This is a genomic window from Pseudomonas vanderleydeniana, assembly GCF_014268755.2.
Lineage (GTDB): Bacteria > Pseudomonadota > Gammaproteobacteria > Pseudomonadales > Pseudomonadaceae > Aquipseudomonas > Aquipseudomonas vanderleydeniana.
In genome coordinates this window covers 4,965,252-4,984,671 of record NZ_CP077093.1, presented here as the reverse complement: position 1 = coordinate 4,984,671, position 19,420 = coordinate 4,965,252, and the positions used below count along the sequence as shown (strand labels likewise).

The following is a 19,420-nucleotide window of genomic DNA, read 5'->3' as shown; positions in this document are numbered from 1 at the left end:
CGTTGCGCTGCATCAATCGCGCAATTCCGGGCGGTCGCGGAACTGCTCCAGCGCCTCGGGGTTGGCCAGGGCGTCGGTGTTTTTCACCGGTAGCCCGTGTACCACGTTGCGCACCGCCAGTTCGACGATCTTGCCGCTCAGGGTTCGCGGGATGTCCGTCACCGCGACGATCTTCGCCGGGACATGGCGGGGCGTGGTGTTGTCGCGGATCACCTGGCGGATCTGCTGCTGTAGCGCCTCATCGAGCGCCAGACCCTCCTGCAACCGCACGAACAGCACCACCCGCACATCGTTCTGCCATTGCTGGCCGATGGCGAGGCTTTCCACCACCGCCTCGACCTTTTCCACCTGCCGATAGATCTCCGCCGTGCCGATACGCACGCCGCCGGGGTTGAGCACGGCGTCGGAGCGGCCGTGGATCATCAGGCCGCCGCCCGCCAGTTCCTCGGCGTAGTCACCCTGGGCCCAGACGCCGGGGAACAGACTGAAATAGGAGGCCTTGAGCTTCTCCTGTCGTGGGTCGTTCCACAGCCCGACCGGCATTGCCGGAAAGTGCCGGGTGCAGACCAGTTCACCCTTTTCACCGTGCAGCGGCTGCCCGTTTTCGTCCCAGACCTCGACGGCCATGCCCAGGCTCTTGCACTGCATCTGGCCACGGATGACCGGCAGCACCGGGTTGCCGCTGACGAAGCACGAGACGATATCGGTACCGCCGGACATCGACGACAGGCACAACTCGGCCTTGATCTCCCGGTACACATAGTCATAGCTGTGCGGTGACAGCGGCGAGCCGGTGCACAGGAGGGTCTTGAGGCGGTCCAGCCGGTGCGTCTGTCGTGGGCTGAGCCCGGCCTGCTCCAGGGCGGCCAGGTACTTCGGGCTGGTGCCGAAGACACTGATGCCCTCGCTGTCGATCAGGTCGAGCAGGCGTTGCGGGCCGGGATGAAACGGCGAGCCGTCATACAGCACCACCGTGGCGCCGACCGCCAGGGCCGAGACCAGCCAGTTCCACATCATCCAGCCGCAAGTGGTGTAGTAGAACAGGCAGTCATCGGGCCCGAGGTCGACGTGCAGGCCATGTTCCTTGAGGTGCTGCAGCAGGACACCGCCGGTGCTGTGGATGATGCACTTGGGGACGCCGGTGGTCCCGCTGGAATAGAGGATGTACAGCGGCTGGGCAAAGGGCACCGGGACGAAATACGGTTCGCCACCGGGCTGGTAGAAGTCCTGCCACAGGCTGACCCTGGCCTGGGTCCGGAAATCCTCGGCACGGGCCTGGGGATGGGCGTAGGGCACCACCAGCAGTTGCTGCAGCGAGGGTAGGTGATCGAGGATCTCGTTGAGCTTGGTGCCCTGGTCCAGCGCCTTGCCGGCATAGCGGTAGCCGGCACAGGCGATCAGTACCTTGGGTTCGATCTGGCCGAAACGATCGATCACGCCCTGGGTACCGAAGTCCGGCGAGCAGCAGGACCAGGTCGCTCCCAGGCTGGTGGTGGCGAGCATGCCCACCAGGGTTTGCCAGGTGTTCGGCATACAGGCCGCGACTCGGTCACCGACGCCGACACCTGCGTCACGCAGGCGCTGTTGCAGGCCGGCGACATGGGCGGCCAGTTCAGCGTGGGTGAGGGTTTCCCGGTGTCCGTCCTCGCTGACCGCGACCACCGCGAGCTGGTCGTCACGGCGGCGCAGCAGGTGTTCGGCGAAGTTCAGCGTCGCCTCGGGGAACCAGCGGGCGCTGGGCATCTGTGGGGCTTCGACCAGCACGCTGCTGGCCGGGTGGTGGAACGCGACCTCGAAGAAATCGACGATGGCCTGCCAGAAGTCCTCGCGGCGCTCGATGCTGAACTGGTGCAGGGCCGGGTAGTCGGCGATCTGCAGGTCGTGACGGTGATTGACGAAGCGCCGGAAGGCTTCGATGCGGGTCTTTTCGATGCGTTCTGCGCTGGGGCGCCACAGGACTTCTGACATGGGGTTCCCTTTCTTGTTTTGTGTTGTTCTTACAGGCCCGTTCGCGGATGAATCCGGCTCCCACGGTGCCGTGCTGAACACAAATCTTGTGATCGACGCAAACTGTGGGAGCAGGCGGTCCGGCGCCCCGGTTTATCCGCGAACGGGATCGCCAGGGTCTCGACTATTGCGCCAGCCACCCACCGTCGATATTCCACGCCGCCCCCCGCACCTGGCTGCCGGCCTCGCTGCAGAGGAACAGTACCAGCTCTCCCAGCTGCGGCGGCGTGACGAACTCCAGCGACGGCTGTTTCTCCGCCAGCAGGTCATGTTGTGCCTGCTGCGGATCGACGCCTCCTGCGGCGCGGTCATCGATCTGTTTCTGCACCAGCGGCGTCAGCACCCAACCCGGGCAGATGGCGTTGCAGGTGACGTTGCCGGTGGCGGTCTCCAGGCCGACCACCTTGGTCAGGCCGATCACCCCATGCTTGGCCGCGACGTAGGCGGCCTTGCCCACGGAGCCGACCAGGCCATGCACCGAGGCGATGTTGACGATCCGCCCCCAGCCCTTGGCGCGCATGCCCGGCAGAGCCAGGCGGGTGCTGTGGAACACCGAGGACAGGTTGATCGCGATGATCGAGTCCCAGCGCTCCACCGGGAACTCCTCTACCGGCGCGACATGCTGGATGCCGGCGTTGTTGACCAGGATATCGACACCGCCGAACTCGCGCTCGGCGTAGGCGAACATCTCGGCGATCTGTGCCGGATCGCTGACATCGGCCGGGTGATGACCGACCTTGCCGCCGAACTGGCGGACCTCGGCGAGCACCGCGCTGGCGTCGCCGAAGCCGTTGAGGATCAGGTCGGCGCCGGCCCTGGCCAGGCCCAGGGCGATGCCCAGGCCGATGCCGCTGGTAGAGCCGGTGACCAGTGCGGTTTTTCCTTTGAGACTCATGTTCGATTCCTCAGACGATGCCGGTGGCGTAGAACGTGGCGATGACCACGAAGACCGCCAGGGTCTTGATCAGCGTGATGCAGAAAATATCCTTGTAGGCTTCGCGGTGGGTCAGCCCGGTGACGGCCAGCAGGGTGATCACCGCGCCGTTGTGCGGCAGGGTGTCCATGCCACCGCTGGCCATGGCGGCGACCCGGTGCAGCACTTCCAGCGGGATGTTGGCCGCATGGGCGGCGGCGACGAAGCTGTCGGCCATGGCCGCCAGGGCGATGCTCATGCCGCCCGAGGCGGAGCCGGTGATGCCGGCCAGCAGGGTCACGGTAATGGCTTCGTTGACCAGCGGATTGGGAATGCTCTTGAGTCCGTCAGCCAGTACCAGGAAGCCCGGCAACGAGGCGATCACTGCGCCGAAACCGTATTCCGAGGCGGTGTTCATCGCCGCCAGAAGGGCGCCAGCCACGGCGCTCTTGCTGCCCTCGGCGAGCTTGCTGCGAATCGCCCGGAAGCCAAACAGCAACACCATCACGATACCGACCAGCAAGGCTGCCTGGACCGCCCAGATCGCGGTGAGCTTGGCCACTTCGGTCTGGACCGGCGCCGCCATGCCGGGCAGGGCGAGGGTGTGGGTCTTGCCGTACCAGACGGGAATCCAGCGGGTGAACAGCAGGTTCATGATCCCCACCAGCAGCAGCGGCGAGAGGGCGATCCACGGATTGGGCAGGCGGATGTCTTCGGCGGTTTCCGGCTCGTTGCGCAACTGCGTGCCGTAGCCTTCGCCGGCGAGCTGGGCCTTGTTGCGTTGGCGTTGCAGGAACAGCATGCCGGCGCAGAACACGAACACCGTGCCGATCAGCCCCAGCCAGGGGGCGGCCCAGGCGGTGGTGTTGAAGAAGGTGCTGGGGATGATGTTCTGGATCTGCGGCGTGCCGGGCAGGGCGTCCATGGTGAAGGAGAAGGCGCCAAGGGCAATGGTCGCCGGGATCAGGCGCTTGGGGATGTTGCTCTGGCGGAACATCTCGGCGGCGAACGGGTACACCGCGAACACCACCACGAACAGCGAGACGCCGCCGTAGGTCAGCAGCGCGCAGACCAGTACGATCACCAGCATCGCCTGGCGGGTGCCGAGCAGGCGGATGGCGGCGGCGACGATGGAACGGGAGAACCCCGACAGCTCGATCAGCTTGCCGAACACCGCGCCGAGCAGGAATACCGGGAAGTAGAGCTTGATGAAACCGACCATCTTGTCCATGAACACCCCGGTGAAGGCGGGGGCGACGGCGGCAGGGTCGGTGAGCAGGACTGCGCCGAGGGCGGCGATGGGGGCAAACAGGATGACGCTGTAGCCACGGTAGGCGGCAAGCATCAGCAGCGCCAGGGCTGCGAGGGCGATGATCACACTCATGGTGTGTCTCCAATTGTTATTTTTGTAGGTTAGGTCTGAATCTCCGGTGGGAATAGCGAGTTTCGTGCCATATATCTAACTTATTGAAAAATATGAAGATTTCATGGGGTGATGAAAATTTTCAGAAATTTTTCTCTATTTTGAGACATTTGCAGAGGGAAGTTCGGCGCAAATCTGCTTTTTGTGGTGAGCGGGCTTGCCCGCGCTCGGCTGCATAGCAGCCGTAAGCCGGCCGCACAATAACCTCAGACACAGCGCAATTGCTGGTTTTGGGGGCGCTTCGCACCCCAGCGCGGGCAAACCCGCTCACCACAAGAGGGGGCGCGGAAGGCCCCGTTCAGAGGCTGTCTCTTTGTTGGGATGATTGTCTCTTTATTGAGACTCGCTGATGCCCAGCGCGACCATTTTCTTGTACAGCGTTGAGCGCCCCAGCCCCAGTTGCCGGGCGGCTTCGACGACCTTGCCCCCGCATTGCGCCAGGGTGGTTTCGATCAACTGCCGTTCGAAGCGTTCGCGGGCGGCGCTGAAAGTTTCGTTCCCAGGCGCTGCCATGACGGGTGCCGACACCCGCTCCAGCGGGCTGAAAGTACCAATCGCCCCACGGATGTCGGCAGCGCCCAGTACCTGCGTATCGCCCAACAGCGCCGCCCGCTCCAGCACGTTGCGCAGCTCGCGGATATTGCCCGGCCAGGCATGCTGCCCAAGCAGTTCCAGCGCCTCGACGGCCAGTTCATGGTGGCTATCGAGTTCCTCGAGGATCACCTCGCTCAGCGCGGGCAGATCCTCCAGGCGTTCGCGCAACGGCGGCACGTTGATCGGCAGGACATTGAGGCGGTAATACAGGTCGGCGCGGAACTCGCCCCGCTTGATCGCCGCCTCCAGGTCGGTCGAGGTCGCGGCGATCACCCGCACATCGCTGCGCAGGACCTCGTTGGAACCGACCGGCTCGAATTCCTTTTCCTGCAACACCCGCAGCAGCTTGCTCTGCAGGGGCAGCGGCATGTCACCGATCTCGTCGAGAAACAGCGTGCCGCCCTGGGCGATCTGCAACTTGCCGGGGCGGCCCTTGCGGTCGGCACCGGTGAAGGCGCCCGGAGCCGTGCCGAAGAATTCCGCCTCCAGCAGGGTTTCCGGAATCGCCGCGCTGTTGATGCTGACGAACGCCTTGTGTGCCCGCGGCGAGGCACTGTGGATGGCGTGGGCCAGCAGTTCCTTGCCGGTGCCGGTCTCGCCCAGCAGCAACACCGGCGAGTCGGTGCTGGCGCTGCGGCGGGCACGGCGCTTGACCTCCAGGCTCGCTGTACTGGTGCCGATGAAATGGGCGAAGTTGTACTTGGTCTGCCGTGCCCGCAACAGCGAGCGGGTCGACGCCAGTTCCTGCTGCATGCTCTGGTAGCGCTTGAGCAGCGGCGACAGGCTGTGCAGCTCGCCAAACAGGGCAAAGCCGATGGCGCCGATCACGGCACCGGCGTCGTCGTGCACCGGCAGACGCATCACCACCAGCGGTTCCTTGGGCATGTCCTGCAGGTCCAGCAGGATCGGCCGACCGGTGCGCACCACCTCGCGCAGCAGGCTGCCGGGGATCACGCTCTCGCAGGGTTGGCCGATGGCCTGCTCGGCGCTGGAGAGGCCAAAACGCTTGGCATAACGTTCGTTCATCCAGACGATCCGCGCATCGCGGTCGACGATCACCGTACCCTCGCTGGACTGCTCGATGTTCTCGAACAGCGAGCGAATCGCCAGCAGGCGGACCCGCTGGTAGTCCTTGAGGCTTTCACGGTCGTTCATCGGTGTCTGGCTCACGGGCTGGTCAGGGTGGACGTGTGGGTCAAGGTCGCGGCCAGCAGTTCCCGGGTGTACGGGTGCTGCGGGTCGTCGAACACCGCGCAGGTGCTGCCCTGTTCGACCACCTGGCCGTCCTTGACCACGATCAGGTCGTGGGCAAGGGCGCGTACTACCGACAGGTCATGACTGATGAACAGGTAGGTCAGGCCGTGCTTGGCCTGCAGGTCACGCAGCAGTGCCACCACCTGCTTCTGCACCGTGCGGTCGAGGGCCGAGGTCGGTTCGTCGAGCAGGATCAGCGCCGGCTTGAGCACCAGGGCCCGGGCGATGGCGATCCGCTGGCGCTGGCCACCGGAAAACTCATGGGGGTAACGGTGGCGGCTTTGCGGGTCGAGGCCTACCTCTTCCAGTGCACGGATGACCTGGGCCTCGTGTTCGGCGGCGGTGCCGGGACAGTGCACCTCGATTCCCTCGCTGATGATCTGGGCCACCGACATGCGCGGGCTGAGGCTGCCGAACGGGTCCTGGAACACCACCTGCATCTGCTTGCGCCATGGCCGCAGTTGTTTCTGGTTCAGGCCATCCAGGGCCTGGCCCTGGAAGCGGATGCTGCCCTGGGAGTCGAGCAGTCGCAGGATCGCCTGGCCGAGGGTCGACTTGCCGGAGCCGGACTCGCCGACGATGCCCAGGGTCTTGCCGCGCTGCACGCAGAGGCTGATGCCGTCCACCGCCTGCAGGTACTGCTTGCGCCGCAACAAGCCGCCACCGATCTGGAAGCGCACGCGCAGGTCGTCGACCTGCAGCACGCTTTCGTTTTCATCCAGGGCCAGTGCTTCCCCGGCCGGCTCGGCATCCAGCAACAGGCGGCTGTAGGGATGCTGCGGCTGGTTGAACAGGGTTTCGCAATCGGCCTGCTCGACGCTCTCCCCAGCCTTCATCACACAGACCCTTTGGGCGATGCTGCGCACCAGGTTGAGGTCGTGGCTGATCAGCAGCAGCGACATGCCCAGGCGTTGTTGCAGCGACTTGAGCAGCAGCAGGATCTTGCGTTGCACGGTGACGTCGAGGGCGGTGGTCGGCTCGTCGGCGATCAGCAGCTCCGGCTCGCAGGCCAAGGCCATGGCGATCATCACCCGCTGGCGCTGGCCGCCGGAAAGTTGATGCGGGTAGGCCTTGAGTCGTTCGCGGGGCTTCTGGATACCCACCAGTTCCAGCAGTTCGAGAATCCGCGCCTGGGCCGCCTTGCCACCCAGGCCCTTGTGCAGCATGAGGGTTTCGCCGATCTGCTTTTGTACCGTGTGCAGCGGGTTCAGCGAGGTCATCGGTTCCTGGAAGATCATCGCGATGCGGTCGCCGCGGATCTGGCGCAGGGTACGGTTGTCGGCACCGAGCAGTTCCTGGCCGCGATAACGCACGCTGCCGCTGGCGTGGCAGCCGGTCTGCGGCAATAGCTGCAGGATCGAATGGGCGGTGACCGACTTGCCCGAGCCGGACTCGCCGACCAATGCCAGGCACTCGCCGGCGCGGATATCCAGGCACAGGTCGCGGACCACGGGCTGGCCGCCAAAGGCCACGGTCAGGTGGCGGATTTCAATCAGGTTGTCAGTCATCACGCGGGCCTGGTTCATGAGCGGGGGTCGAAGGCATCACGCAACGCCTCGCCGATAAAGACCAGCAGCGAAAGGATCAGCGCCAGGGTGAAGAAGGCGGTGAATCCGAGCCACGGGGCTTGCAGGTTCTGTTTGCCCTGGCCGATCAGTTCGCCCAGCGAGGCGCTGCCGGCGGGCATGCCGAAGCCGAGGAAGTCCAGGGCGGTGAGGGTCGAGATGGCGCCGGTGAGAATGAACGGCAAATAGCTCAGGGTCGCGTTCATGGCGTTGGGCAGGATGTGCCGCAGGATGATCTTGCGGTCGTTCAGCCCCAGCGCCCGCGCGGCCTTGACGTATTCCAGGTTGCGCCCACGGAGGAACTCGGCGCGCACCACGTCGACCAGCGCCAGCCAGGAGAACAGCGCCATGATTCCCAGCAGCCACCAGAAGTTCGGCTCGACGAAGCCCGACAGGATGATCAGCAGGTACAGCACCGGCAGCCCGGACCAGACCTCCAGCAACCGTTGGCCGAGCAGGTCGACCCAGCCGCCGTAGTAGCCCTGCAGGGCGCCGGCGGCGATGCCGATCAGCGCGCTGATGGCGGTCAGCGCCAGCGCGAACAGGATCGACACCCGGGCACCGAAGATCACCCGCGCCAGCACGTCGCGGGCCTGGTCGTCGGTGCCGAGCCAGTTCACCGTGGTGGGTGGGCTGGGGGCCGGCTTGTTCAGATCGTAGTTGGGCGTATCGGCGCTGAACGGGATCGGCGGGAACAGCATCCAGCCGCCATCGCGGGTGATCAGCTGGCGTACATAGTCACTGCGGTAGTCGGCCTGGAACGGCAGTTGGCCGCCGAACTCCTGCTCGGTGTAGCGCTTGAACACCGGGAAATACAACGAGCCCTGATAGTTGAGCACCAGCGGCTTGTCGTTGGCGATCAGTTCGCCGCCCAGGCTCAGGACGAACAGCGCGGCGAACAGCCACAACGACCACCAGCCACGGCGATTGGCCTTGAACCGGTCGAGCCGGCGGCGGCTCACGGGGGAAAGTCGCAGCATCAGGCGTTCCTCGCGGCGAAGTCGATACGCGGGTCGACCAGGGTGTAGCAGAGATCGCCGATCAGTTTGATCAGCAGGCCGAACAGGGTGAAGATGAACAGCGAGCCGAACACCACCGGGTAGTCCCGCGACACCGCCGCTTCGTAGCTCATGCGGCCGAGCCCGTCGAGGGAGAAGATCACTTCGATCAGCAGGGAGCCGGCGAAGAACACACTGATGAAGGCCTGGGGAATGCCCGACACCACCAGCAGCATGGCGTTGCGAAACACATGGCCGTAGAGCACCCGGCGTTCGCTCAGGCCCTTGGCCCGCGCGGTAACCACGTACTGGCGGGTGATTTCGTTGAGGAACGAGTTCTTGGTCAGGATCGTCAGCGTGGCGAAGCCGCCGATCACCAGCGAGGTCACCGGCAGTACCAGGTGCCAGAAGTAGTCGGCGACCTTGCCCAGCGTCGAGAGCTGGTCGAAGTTGTCCGAGACCAGGCCGCGCACCGGGAACCAGTTCAGCGAGGTACCGCCGGCGAACAGCACGATCAGCAGCATGGCGAACAGGAACGCCGGCATGGCGTAGCCAAGGATGATCGCCGTACTGCTCCAGATATCGAAGCGGCTGCCATGGCGGACCGCCTTGCGGATGCCGAGCGGGATCGACACCAGGTAGGTGATCAGCGTGGCCCACAGGCCGAGGGAAATGGTCACCGGCATCTTCTCCAGGATCAGGTCGGTGACCTGCGCGCCCCGGAAGAAACTCTTGCCGAAGTCGAGGCGGGCGTAGCTCTTGAGCATCAGCCAGAAGCGCTCCGGCGCCGGCTTGTCGAAACCGTACTGGCGTTCGATGTCGGCGATCAGCTTGGGATCGAGGCCGCGACTGGCGCGCGATGCGCCGTGCAGCACGTCACCGCCACTCCCCCCGATCGCGCCACCGCCGCCCAGGCCCTGCAGGCGGGCGATGGCCTGTTCCACCGGGCCACCGGGGGCCGCCTGGACGATCACGAAGTTGACCAGCAGGATGATCAGCAGCGTCGGGATGATCAGCAGCAGGCGCCGCAGGATATAGGCGGGCATCAGCGTTTCCCTCCGTCATGGCCGCGCCTGATCAGTTCGGCGGTCATCTGTTCGTTGGTCAGCGGGGTCGGGCTGACTTCCCACCAGGTTTCGACCGCCGCGTCATTGCTGGCCTGTATCTGCGGAATGCCGAAGCGGTTCCACCACACCGTGGAGATGCCTGGCGGGTAGTAGTTGGGAATCCAGTAGTAGTTCCACTGCAGCACCCGGTCCAGGGCATGCGCGTAGCTGAGCATCTGCTTCTGGGTATCGGCCTTGACCAGGCCGTTGATCAGGCTGTCCACGGCGGGGTTCTGCAGGGCCATGAAGTTGTTCGAGCCCGGGTCGGTGGCCGCCTTGGAACCGAAGAAGTTGTACAGCTCGATGCCCGGCGAGGTGGTCACCGGGTAGCCGCTGACGATCATGTCGTAGTCGCGGTCCTTGAGGCGGTTGACGTACTGCGACGGGTCGATGCGGCGAATGTCCATGCGAATGCCGATCTGCGCCAGGTTGCGCTTGTACGGCAGCAGCAGGCGTTCCATGCCGTTCTGGGCATTGAGGAAGGTGAAGCTCAGCGGCTCGCCCTGGGCGTTGACCAACTGGTCGCCCCTGGGCTTCCAGCCAGCCTGTTCCAGCAGGGCCAGGGCCTGCAACTGCTTGTCGCGCAGGTTGCCGCTGGCGTCGGTCTTCGGTGCTTCGAAGACCTGGGTGAAAACCTCGTCGGGAATCTGTCCGCGCAGCGGTTCGAGGATCGCCAGTTCGTCCTTGTCCGGCAGCTCGCGGGCGGCCAGCGGCGTGTTGGAGAAGAAGCTCTGCTGGCGCAGGTACATGTTGCGCATCATCTGCCGGTTGCTCCACTCGAAGTCCCAGAGCATGGCCAGGGCCTGGCGCACCCGACGGTCCTGGAACATCGGCTTCTGCAGGTTGAACACGTAGCCCTGGGACGGCTGTGGTGATTCCGGTGCCAGGTGGGCCTTCTGCAGGCGGCCGTCGCTCAGCGCCGGGCTGTCGTAGCCGATCGAGTAGGCGGTGGCCGAGAACTCGCGGTTGTAGTCGTAGGCGCCGCCGCGCAGCACCTGGCGGGCGACGTCGGTGTCGCCGAAGTATTCGATGCTGAAACGGTCGAAGTTGTACAGGCCGCGGCTCACCGGCAGGTCCTTGCCCCACCAGTCGGAATTGCGGACGAAGGTGATGCTGCGGCCGGAGTCGACCTTGCTCACCCGGTACGGGCCGCTGCCCAGCGGGGCCTCGTAGCCACCGCCGTCGGCGAAGTCGCGGGTTTTCCACCAGTGTTCCGGCAGCACCGGCAGGGTGGCGATATCCAGCGGCAGCGAGCGGTTCTCGGTGTTCTTGAAGTCGAAGCGGACCTGGGTGGGGGATTCGATCACCACGTCCTTGATGCCTTCGAACTGCATGCGGTAGCTCAGGCTGCCCTGGGTCATCAGCAGGTTGAAGGTGTAGCGCACGTCCTCGGCGGTGATCGGCGTGTTGTCGGCGAAGCGCGCCTTGGGGTTGAGGAAGAAGCGCAGCGAAAGCCCGTCATCGGAGCGCTGCATCTTCTGTGCGACCAGGCCGTAGACGGTGTAGGGCTCGTCGAGTGAGCGCACCGCCAGCGGCGAGTAGATGTAACCGTCGATCTGCGAGACGCCGATGCCCTTGTCTATATAAGGCAGCACATGGTCGAACTGGCCGATCTCGATGGCCGAGCGCTTGAGGGTGCCGCCCTTGGGGGCGTCGGGGTTGGCGTAGTCGAAGTGGTCGAAGCTGGCCGGGTACTTGGGCGGCTCGCCGTAGACCGTCAGGGCATGTTGCGCGGGAGCGGCGTGGGCGGCGCTGGCGAACAGGGCCAGGGTGCTGAATGTCAGGGAAAGAACCAGTCGCATCGTCAGCCTTGAGGACGGTGTGAAAGTTGGCTTGTGGCAAGCGAAGCGCTGTGGCGAGCGGGCTTGCCCGCGCTCGGCTGCGAAGCAGTCGTAAAGCCGGTTTGCTCGGTGCCTCAGATGTACCGAGTATCCGGTTTCAGGGTCGCCTTGCGACCCAGCGGGACAAGCCCCCTCGCCACAGGAACAGGCTGCTACAAGGGCTGTCGATCAGTCCTGGCGGCTGGTGACTTCCAGCAGGTGGTAGCCGAACTGGGTTTTCACCGGGCCTTGCACGGTGTTGACCGGGGCGCTGAAGACCACGGTGTCGAATTCCTTGACCATCTGGCCTGGGCCGAAGGAACCCAGGTTGCCGCCGTCACGGCTGGAAGGGCAGGTGGAGTTGGCCTTGGCGATTTCGGCGAAGTCGGCGCCGCCTTCGATCTGGGCCTTGAGTTCGTTGCACTTGGCTTCAGTGGCAACCAGGATGTGGCGGGCAGTGGCTCGGGCCATGGTGAGGTACTCCTTTGGGGTAAAATGTTGAGCCTACCGGATTCAGGCGGCTTTTTCCCGGCAAAGTTCCTCGATGGTGGTGTGTCAGATAGGGTGGGGAAGGCGTTCGCGGGCAAGCCCGGCTGCTACAGGAGGGTGTCGTACGCCTGTTCCGTATACGACGCCATTCTCTGTAGGAGCGGGTGGTGCGGCATTCCGACTTGTCCGCGAACACGGCCTGTCAGGCGCTCACCGCCTCGCAGGGGGCCCGCTCCCGCAACCGCTGTGCCGCACCGCGCAGCAACTGCTCGGTCGCCTCCCAGCCCAGGCAGCCATCGGTGATCGACACGCCGTACTTGAGCGACGGGCCCAGCGGCTGGCAACCCTCGAATAGGTGACTCTCCAGCATCATGCCGATCAGCGAGCGGTCACCCTGCAGGCGCTGCTCCAGCACCTCGGCGAACGCTGCCGGCTGGCGCAGTGGGTCCTTGCCGCTGTTGGCATGGCTGCAATCGACCATCATCCGGCTCGCAATGCCTTGCTTCTCCAGTCCTGCCCGGGCCAGCGCGATGCTACGGGCATCGTAGTTCGGGCCACGATGGCCGCCACGGAGCACCAGGTGGGTGTCCGGGTTGCCGGCGGTCTGGATGATCGCCGGATGCCCCTGGCTGTCGATACCGAAATGCCGGTGCGGGTGCGCCGCCGAGCGCATGGCATCGCTGGCGATGCCGACACCGCCGTCGGTACCGTTCTTGAAGCCCACGGGCATTGGCAGGCCACTGGCCATTTCCCGGTGGATCTGCGACTCGGTGGTCCGTGCGCCGATCGCGACCCAGCTCAGCAGGTCGTCGAAGTAGCTGGCCGCCATCGGCTGCAGCAGTTCGGTAGCGATCGGCAGGCCCATGCGCAGCATTTCGCGCATCAGCTCGCGCGACAGCGCCAGGCCACCGGCCATGTCGTCGCTGCCGTCCAGGTGCGGATCGTAGGCCAGGCCTTTCCAGCCGACCGTGGTGCGCGGTTTTTCCACATAGGCACGCATGACCAGCAGCATCTGGTCGCTGACCTCGTTCGCCAGGCTCGCCAGGTGGCCGGCGTATTCGAGGGCCGATTGCGGGTCGTGGATCGAGCAGGGGCCGACGATCATCAGCAGGCGCGAGTCTTTGCCGTCGAGAATGGCGCGTACCGCTTCGCGGTGCTTGGCGACCTGGTCGCTGAGCGTCGTATTGAGGGGCAGGTGCTGCTTGAGTTGCAGGGCCGTCGGCAGGCGCTGGGTCAGCGGCTCGTTGGCGGACGACAGGGTGGACAGTGGCAAGGCAGAGAGAGACGAATTCATGTTCGGAGTTCCCTGGGCAGGCGGCGGGTCTTCCCGCGCGCGGCCCTATTGCGGTGTTCGACAATCAGCCGGATGGGCTGCGAGTGTTTGCTTGCCACCTGTGAGTGACCGTTCGGAGGCGGCGTGCTGTCCCGAGCGGAGGTTGCTAAATCGCCAGGCGGTGGTGAGTTCGTAGCGGTAATAGGTGGCGTAGTTCATGTCGGTATTCCTCGATTCGAAATGTCTGTTGAAACGTTTTGTGTAAAAACGGGAGCCCTGAAAAAACAAAACCCCCGGTCGGGAGGCCGACCGGGGGTTGTTGATTCTCTGGTAGGCGACCCCTTGAGTAGTGGGCGCCGGTTGGGTATTAGGCGCGCCAGTGGCTAAACCAATACCCAAAATAAAAGCCTGCGGATGCACCCGCGGTTTTCACCCAGGCAGCCGCTGGCGAGCGCAGGGCGCTGGCAGTCTGGCAAGGCATGGAATGAAGGGTTTGCATGGTGCTTCTCCGATGGAATGTGCCCGAGCTTACTAGAGGCATGGCGGCCTGTTCAATCAGAAATTTCTATGGTCCTTGCCGCGTAGCCGCTATGGCTTAAACAAATTAAACGTTTTATGACAAACTCATCGGACATTTCCGACTCGATAATCAGGCATGCCCATGACCGCCCTGACCATTGCCGCAGCCCAGTCCTTTTCCCTCGCCGGCGATCTGGAAGGCAACATCCAGCGGCACCTGCACTTCATGCGGCAGGCGGCCGGGCAGGGCGTGGAGCTGCTGGTGTTTCCCGAGCTGTCGTTGACCGGTTATGAGCCCGGCCTGGCTTCGGCGCTGGCAATCGCGCCGGAGGCCGAGGTGTTGCAACCGCTGGCCGACCTGGCGCGCGAGCTGCGGCTGGTGACCGTGGTCGGGATGCCGGTTCGCCTGTCTGTCGATGGCCCGCTGCTGATCGGCGCGCTGACTTTCCATGCCGACGGCTCCCGACAGCTCTACAGCAAGCAGCATCTGCATGCAGGCGAAGAACGGGTGTTTACCCCGGGCAAGGGCGGGGCTGCCTTGACCTTCGGCGCGGACACTGTCGCTCTGTCGGTGTGTGCTGACTTTTCCCACGCCAGTCATGCCCTCCAGGCCGCGCGATCTGGCGCTAACCTTTATGCAGCGGGCGTGTTGATCAGCGAGAACGGCTACGCCCCGGATACGGCCCTGCTGCAGGGCTATGCCCGGGAGCACGACATGCTGGTGCTGATGGCCAACCATGGCGGCGCCACGGGAGGCTGGGTGTCGGCCGGGCGCAGTGCGATCTGGGCGGCGGGTGGGCAATTGATCGCGGCAGCGGCCGGGGTGGGCGATGTGTTGGTGATCGGCCGACGTCGTGCCGGCACCTGGCACGGTGAAGTGGTGGCGGTGGAGGGGTTGTGACGCGGGACTGGCGCTTTCGCCCGGCGACCGAGGCGGACCTGGCGTTCGCCCGGACGCTGACGCGCAGGAACATGATGGCCTACTACTGCGAGTACGACCTGCTCTGGCAGGAAGAGGCTTTTGACATCGCCTGGGCGGGGCGGCAGAACGCCTTGCTCTGTGATGGCTCGCAGGCATTGGGTTTCGTCAGTTTCAGCCGGGACGCCAGGGCGCTGTACATCCGCGAGTTGCAATTGGTCGAGGCGGGGCGTGGGCAGGGGCTGGGCAGTTGGCTGATCGTCCAGGCGCGCGACATCGCCTTCAGGGAAGGGCGACCGGAAGTGCGTTTGACCGTCTTCAAGAGCAATCCCGCCAGGCGACTTTACGAGCGCATGGGGCTGGAGGTCGTGGGGGAGGACGAGTGCTTCTTTCGCATGAGTGCCGGGGCTTTGAAATCGAACAACGGAATCGGCTGACGGTATTTTCGGATTGAGCTTACCCCTCGTTATTTCGAGGCGCATACTGCACTCAAACGCGTGGGTTCACTCCTCGTTCCGATTGTCGTCGCCGGGGATGATGCCGTCCTTCATGCCCAGCAGGACCGCCACCTTGTGGGCTTCCCCGCGGCGTCCCTTTTTTCGCCCGGCGAGCACTTGATAGGTGGTTGCCGGGTCGACGCCATGCTCGCGTGCAAACTCCTGAACCGATTTTCCTTGATGTTCCAGCCAAGCCTTGGCTTGTGCAGCGGTGCGAATACCGGGCATAGTTCAAAACCGTTCAAATTTGTTTAATTTTGTTGAATTTGCCCCCGTTAGGGGTGCTTAACTTGGGATGTTACATCCAAATGAGTGGAATTGGTTCCCGGTTACGACAAGAGCGGGAGCGACTTGGACTGTCGCAGAAGGCATTTGGCGAAATCGGTGGCGTTGAAGCCAACGCCCAGGGCAAGTATGAGAGCGGCGATCGCGCGCCGAAGGCCGACTATCTGTCGCGCGTTGCCGAGCGCGGCGTTGATGTGTTGTATGTCCTGACCGGCAATCGCACGCCGATGCTGGTCGACAACCTCAGCTCCAATGAAGTGAAGGTGCTGGGCAGCTACCGCACCCTGCGCAAGGCCGACCAGGAAGCGATCAGCCAGTTGACGACGACACTGGCCGAGGCGATCGCCTCCTACGGCCCCAAGGGGCGCAGGGGCCCGCAAGACCGCTGAGACGCGGTTGCCACCCCCTCGCTCTCCCTGGCGCAAATAGCGCTATGACACTCTTATGTGACGCTTGCAGCTAGGTCTGGCCGCCGGTTTTTTGCTAAGGTGGTCAATAATCTGATAAGACCATAATTCGCGAGGTGTCTGCTTGATTAGGGTGCTAGTTGTCGATGACCATGATCTTGTGCGTACAGGCATCACCCGGATGCTTGCCGACATCGATGGCCTGCAGGTTGTGGGCCAGGCGGAGTCGGGAGAAGAGGCCCTGCTGAAAACGCGGGAGCTCAAGCCGGATGTCGTGCTGATGGACGTCAAGATGCCGGGTATCGGCGGCCTTGAAGCAACGCGCAAGCTGCTGCGTAGCCACCCTGATATCAAGGTCGTGGCAGTCACCGTGTGCGAGGAAGACCCGTTCCCGACGCGCCTGATGCAGGCCGGGGCCTCGGGTTACCTGACCAAGGGCGCGGGGCTGGCGGAAATGGTCCAGGCGATTCGCCTGGTGTTTGCCGGGCAGCGCTACATCAGCCCGCAGATTGCCCAGCAGATGGCGCTCAAGTCGTTCCAGCCGGCCAGCGAATCACCGTTCGACGCCTTGTCCGAGCGGGAAATCCAGATCGCCCTGATGATCGTCGGTTGCCAGAAGGTCCAGATCATTTCCGACAAGCTGTGCCTGTCGCCGAAAACCGTCAACACCTACCGTTACCGGATCTTCGAGAAGCTGTCCGTCAGCAGTGATGTCGAGCTGACGCTCCTGGCGGTGCGCCATGGCATGGTCGATGCCGGCTGACAATGACTGATCCGTTCGATTCAAGCGCTTTTCTTTCTACCTGCAGTGGCCGCCCCGGTGTGTATCGCATGTTCGACAGCGATGCGCGCCTGTTGTACGTGGGCAAGGCCAAGAACCTGAAGAATCGCCTCGCCAGCTATTTCCGCAAGACCGGCCTCGCGCCGAAAACCGCCGCCCTGGTGGCGCGCATCGCCCAGGTCGAAACCACCATCACCGCCAACGAAACCGAGGCGTTGCTGCTGGAACAGACGCTGATCAAGGAATGGCGGCCGCCGTACAACATCCTGCTGCGCGACGACAAGTCCTACCCCTATGTCTTTCTTTCGGACGGTGACTATCCGCGCCTGAGCATTCACCGCGGGGCGAAGAAGCTCAAGGGCAAGTATTTCGGGCCTTATCCGAGTGCGGGTGCGATTCGCGAGAGCCTGGCGCTGTTGCAGAAGGCCTTCCACGTGCGCCAGTGCGAGGACAGCTACTACAAGAACCGCACCCGACCGTGCCTGCAGTATCAGATCAAGCGCTGCAAGGCACCTTGCGTCGGCCTGGTCGAGCCCCAGGAGTACGCCGAGGATGTGCGCCACTCGGTGATGTTCCTCGAGGGCCGCAGCAATGCGCTGAGCGATGAGCTCAACGCCGGCATGGAGCAGGCGGCCAGTACCCTCGATTTCGAGCGGGCGGCCGAGCTGCGTGACCAGATCGCGCTGCTGCGCCGCGTGCAGGACCAGCAGAGCATGGAAGGCGGCAACGGCGACGTCGATGTCATTGCCGCGTTCGTCAACCCGGGCGGCGCCTGCGTGCACCTGATCAGCGTGCGCGGCGGGCGGGTGCTGGGCAGCAAGAACTTCTTCCCGCAGGTCGGCATCGACGAAGACGTTTCCGAGGTCATGGCGGCGTTTCTCGGCCAGTACTTCATCAGCAGTCCGGAGCGCGACCTGCCGAGCGAACTGATCGTCAACGTGGTTCACGACGACTTCCCGACCCTGGTGGCCGCCATCCATGAATTGCGCGGCCGCGAACTGAGCATCAGCCACCGGGTGCGGGGTACCCGGGCACGCTGGCAACAACTGGCGGTGACCAACGCCGAGCAGGCCCTGAGCGCTCGCCTGGCCAACCGCCAGCACGTGGCGGCGCGTTTCGACGCCCTGGCCGAAGTGCTCGACCTGGACGAGCCGCCGCAGCGTCTGGAGTGCTACGACATCAGTCACTCCAGCGGCGAGTCGACCGTGGCGTCCTGCGTGGTGTTCGGACCTGAGGGACCGATCAAGTCCGACTACCGCCGCTATAATATCGAGGGTGTCACGGCCGGTGACGATTATGCCGCGATGCACCAGGCGCTGACCCGCCGTTTCAGCCGGTTGAAGGAAGGCGAGGGCAAGTTGCCGGATATCCTTCTGGTGGACGGTGGCAAGGGGCAGTTGTCCATGGCCCGTGATGTGCTCAACGAACTGGCGGTACCGGACCTGATCCTGCTCGGCGTGGCCAAGGGCGCGACGCGCAAGGCCGGTTTCGAAACCCTGTACCTCAACGATGCCGCCCACGAGTTCACCCTCAAGGGCGATTCACCGGCTCTGCACCTGATCCAGCAGATCCGCGACGAGGCCCACCGTTTCGCCATTACCGGTCACCGGGCGCGCCGTGGCAAGACCCGTCGCACCTCGACCCTGGAAGGGGTGGCTGGTGTCGGGCCGAAACGTCGGCGTGAGCTGTTGAAGCACTTCGGTGGATTGCAGGAACTGTCCCGGGCCAGCATCGATGAGATCGCCAAGGCGCCGGGGATCAGCAAAAAGCTCGCAGAGTTGATTTATGCCAGTCTGCACAGCGAGTAGAATGCCCTTTCACTTCGTAGCCAGTTGTGCCGATGAATATCCCTAATCTGATCACCGTTCTGCGCGTTGTACTCATCCCGATCTTCATTCTGTTGTTTTACCTGCCGTACCAGTGGAGCTACATGGCAGCCAGTTCGGTCTTCGCGTTTGCCGCTGCGACGGACTGGCTCGATGGCTACCTGGCACGACGCCTGGAGCAGAGCACGCCGTTCGGTGCGTTCCTGGACCCGGTAGCCGACAAGCTGATGGTGGCGGTAGCCCTGGTCCTGCTGGTGCAGGAGCATGGCAACTTCTGGCTGACCTTCCCGGCGGTGGTAATCATCGGGCGTGAGATCGTGGTATCGGCCCTGCGCGAGTGGATGGCCGAGATTGGCGCGCGGGCGCAGGTCGCGGTTTCGAAAATGGGCAAGTGGAAAACCGCTGCGCAGATGCTGGCGCTGGTCATCCTGCTGGCCAACCCATCGGATCTCAGCTTCTGGGTCGTGGTCGGCTACGCCCTGTTGATGGTCGCCGCGGGCCTGACACTGTGGTCGATGGTGCAGTATCTGCGGGCCGCCTGGCCGCATCTGCGGATCAATGGCGAAAATAAATAAAACTTTTTTGAATCAAGGGGTTGACGTGGTGCGTAGATTCTATAGAATGCGCATCACCAAGACGACGCGGGAATAGCTCAGTTGGTAGAGCACGACCTTGCCAAGGTCGGGGTCGCGAGTTCGAGTCTCGTTTCCCGCTCCAAATTAAGCTTCAGAGTCAAACATGATT

Annotated in this window: 17 protein-coding genes, 1 tRNA gene and 1 pseudogene; 7 read left to right on the top strand and 12 right to left on the bottom strand. The window is 64.0% G+C overall.

Features of this window, described 5'->3' with window-relative positions:
• Positions 1 to 12: 12 nt before the first annotated feature.
• From HU752_RS22355 to HU752_RS22305, 11 genes and pseudogenes are all read right to left on the bottom strand, one after another.
• Positions 13 to 1,968 carry an acetoacetate--CoA ligase gene (locus HU752_RS22355; RefSeq protein WP_186675248.1) on the bottom strand — a complete coding sequence of 652 codons (1,956 nt, stop codon included), beginning with the start codon at positions 1,966 to 1,968 and terminating at the stop codon, positions 13 to 15.
• Positions 1,969 to 2,131: 163 nt separating this feature from the next.
• A complete protein-coding gene (hbdH, locus tag HU752_RS22350; protein WP_186675250.1) occupies positions 2,132 to 2,902 on the bottom strand; it encodes a 3-hydroxybutyrate dehydrogenase in 771 nt (256 codons plus the stop codon).
• A 10-nt stretch (positions 2,903 to 2,912) separates the two neighbouring features.
• A complete protein-coding gene (locus tag HU752_RS22345; RefSeq protein ID WP_186675252.1) occupies positions 2,913 to 4,304 on the bottom strand; it encodes a GntP family permease in 1,392 nt (463 codons plus the stop codon).
• A 372-nt stretch (positions 4,305 to 4,676) separates the two neighbouring features.
• Positions 4,677 to 6,092 (bottom strand): sigma-54 interaction domain-containing protein, encoded by a 1,416-nt coding sequence (locus HU752_RS22340; RefSeq protein WP_186675254.1) that lies wholly within the window; start codon positions 6,090 to 6,092, stop codon positions 4,677 to 4,679.
• Between the two features lie 11 nt (positions 6,093 to 6,103).
• Positions 6,104 to 7,699, bottom strand: coding sequence for an ABC transporter ATP-binding protein (locus HU752_RS22335; RefSeq protein ID WP_186675256.1), 1,596 nt, complete (start codon positions 7,697 to 7,699; stop codon positions 6,104 to 6,106).
• 14 nt (positions 7,700 to 7,713) lie between these two features.
• Positions 7,714 to 8,736 (bottom strand): ABC transporter permease, encoded by a 1,023-nt coding sequence (locus tag HU752_RS22330; RefSeq protein WP_186675258.1) that lies wholly within the window; start codon positions 8,734 to 8,736, stop codon positions 7,714 to 7,716.
• Positions 8,736 to 9,800: a microcin C ABC transporter permease YejB gene (locus HU752_RS22325; RefSeq protein ID WP_186675260.1), complete on the bottom strand. Its 1,065-nt coding sequence runs from the start codon at positions 9,798 to 9,800 to the stop codon at positions 8,736 to 8,738. Before HU752_RS22325 ends, HU752_RS22330 begins: the two co-directional genes overlap by 1 nt.
• The gene (locus HU752_RS22320) at positions 9,800 to 11,662 is read right to left on the bottom strand and encodes an extracellular solute-binding protein (protein WP_186675262.1); all 1,863 of its coding nucleotides are present in this window, start codon (positions 11,660 to 11,662) and stop codon (positions 9,800 to 9,802) included. The genes HU752_RS22325 and HU752_RS22320 overlap by 1 nt, the downstream gene beginning before the upstream one ends.
• A 207-nt stretch (positions 11,663 to 11,869) precedes the next feature.
• Positions 11,870 to 12,157, bottom strand: a pseudogene (locus HU752_RS22315) (peptidylprolyl isomerase); the annotation flags it as partial.
• 214 nt (positions 12,158 to 12,371) lie between these two features.
• Positions 12,372 to 13,463, bottom strand: a complete 1,092-nt coding sequence (locus tag HU752_RS22310) for a 3-deoxy-7-phosphoheptulonate synthase (protein WP_186675266.1) — start codon at positions 13,461 to 13,463, stop codon at positions 12,372 to 12,374.
• Between the two features lie 45 nt (positions 13,464 to 13,508).
• Positions 13,509 to 13,661, bottom strand: coding sequence for a hypothetical protein (locus tag HU752_RS22305; RefSeq protein ID WP_186675267.1), 153 nt, complete (start codon positions 13,659 to 13,661; stop codon positions 13,509 to 13,511).
• A gap of 442 nt (positions 13,662 to 14,103) precedes the next feature.
• On the opposite strand from HU752_RS22305, the gene HU752_RS22300 reads away from it, so the two are divergent.
• Positions 14,104 to 14,862 (top strand): carbon-nitrogen hydrolase family protein, encoded by a 759-nt coding sequence (locus tag HU752_RS22300; RefSeq protein ID WP_186675269.1) that lies wholly within the window; start codon positions 14,104 to 14,106, stop codon positions 14,860 to 14,862.
• On the top strand, positions 14,859 to 15,317 hold the full coding sequence (locus HU752_RS22295; RefSeq protein ID WP_186675271.1) for a GNAT family N-acetyltransferase: 459 nt from the start codon (positions 14,859 to 14,861) through the stop codon (positions 15,315 to 15,317). The genes HU752_RS22300 and HU752_RS22295 overlap by 4 nt, the downstream gene beginning before the upstream one ends.
• A gap of 66 nt (positions 15,318 to 15,383) precedes the next feature.
• Here the strand turns inward: HU752_RS22295 and HU752_RS22290 are convergent, their stop codons facing one another.
• Positions 15,384 to 15,605, bottom strand: coding sequence for a DNA-binding protein (locus tag HU752_RS22290; protein ID WP_186675273.1), 222 nt, complete (start codon positions 15,603 to 15,605; stop codon positions 15,384 to 15,386).
• An 80-nt stretch (positions 15,606 to 15,685) separates the two neighbouring features.
• Here HU752_RS22290 and HU752_RS22285 point away from each other — a divergent pair, with 80 nt between their 5' ends.
• From HU752_RS22285 to HU752_RS22265, 5 genes are all read left to right on the top strand, one after another.
• Positions 15,686 to 16,051, top strand: a complete 366-nt coding sequence (locus HU752_RS22285) for a helix-turn-helix domain-containing protein (protein ID WP_186675275.1) — start codon at positions 15,686 to 15,688, stop codon at positions 16,049 to 16,051.
• 142 nt (positions 16,052 to 16,193) lie between these two features.
• Complete coding sequence (gene gacA, locus HU752_RS22280) at positions 16,194 to 16,832, top strand: response regulator transcription factor GacA (RefSeq protein WP_186675276.1); 639 nt, start codon at positions 16,194 to 16,196, stop codon at positions 16,830 to 16,832.
• A 2-nt stretch (positions 16,833 to 16,834) separates the two neighbouring features.
• Positions 16,835 to 18,658, top strand: a complete 1,824-nt coding sequence (uvrC, locus tag HU752_RS22275) for an excinuclease ABC subunit UvrC (protein WP_186675277.1) — start codon at positions 16,835 to 16,837, stop codon at positions 18,656 to 18,658.
• Between the two features lie 32 nt (positions 18,659 to 18,690).
• A complete protein-coding gene (pgsA, locus tag HU752_RS22270; protein ID WP_186675278.1) occupies positions 18,691 to 19,251 on the top strand; it encodes a CDP-diacylglycerol--glycerol-3-phosphate 3-phosphatidyltransferase in 561 nt (186 codons plus the stop codon).
• A gap of 66 nt (positions 19,252 to 19,317) precedes the next feature.
• Positions 19,318 to 19,393, top strand: a tRNA-Gly gene (locus HU752_RS22265).
• Positions 19,394 to 19,420 lie beyond the last annotated feature (27 nt).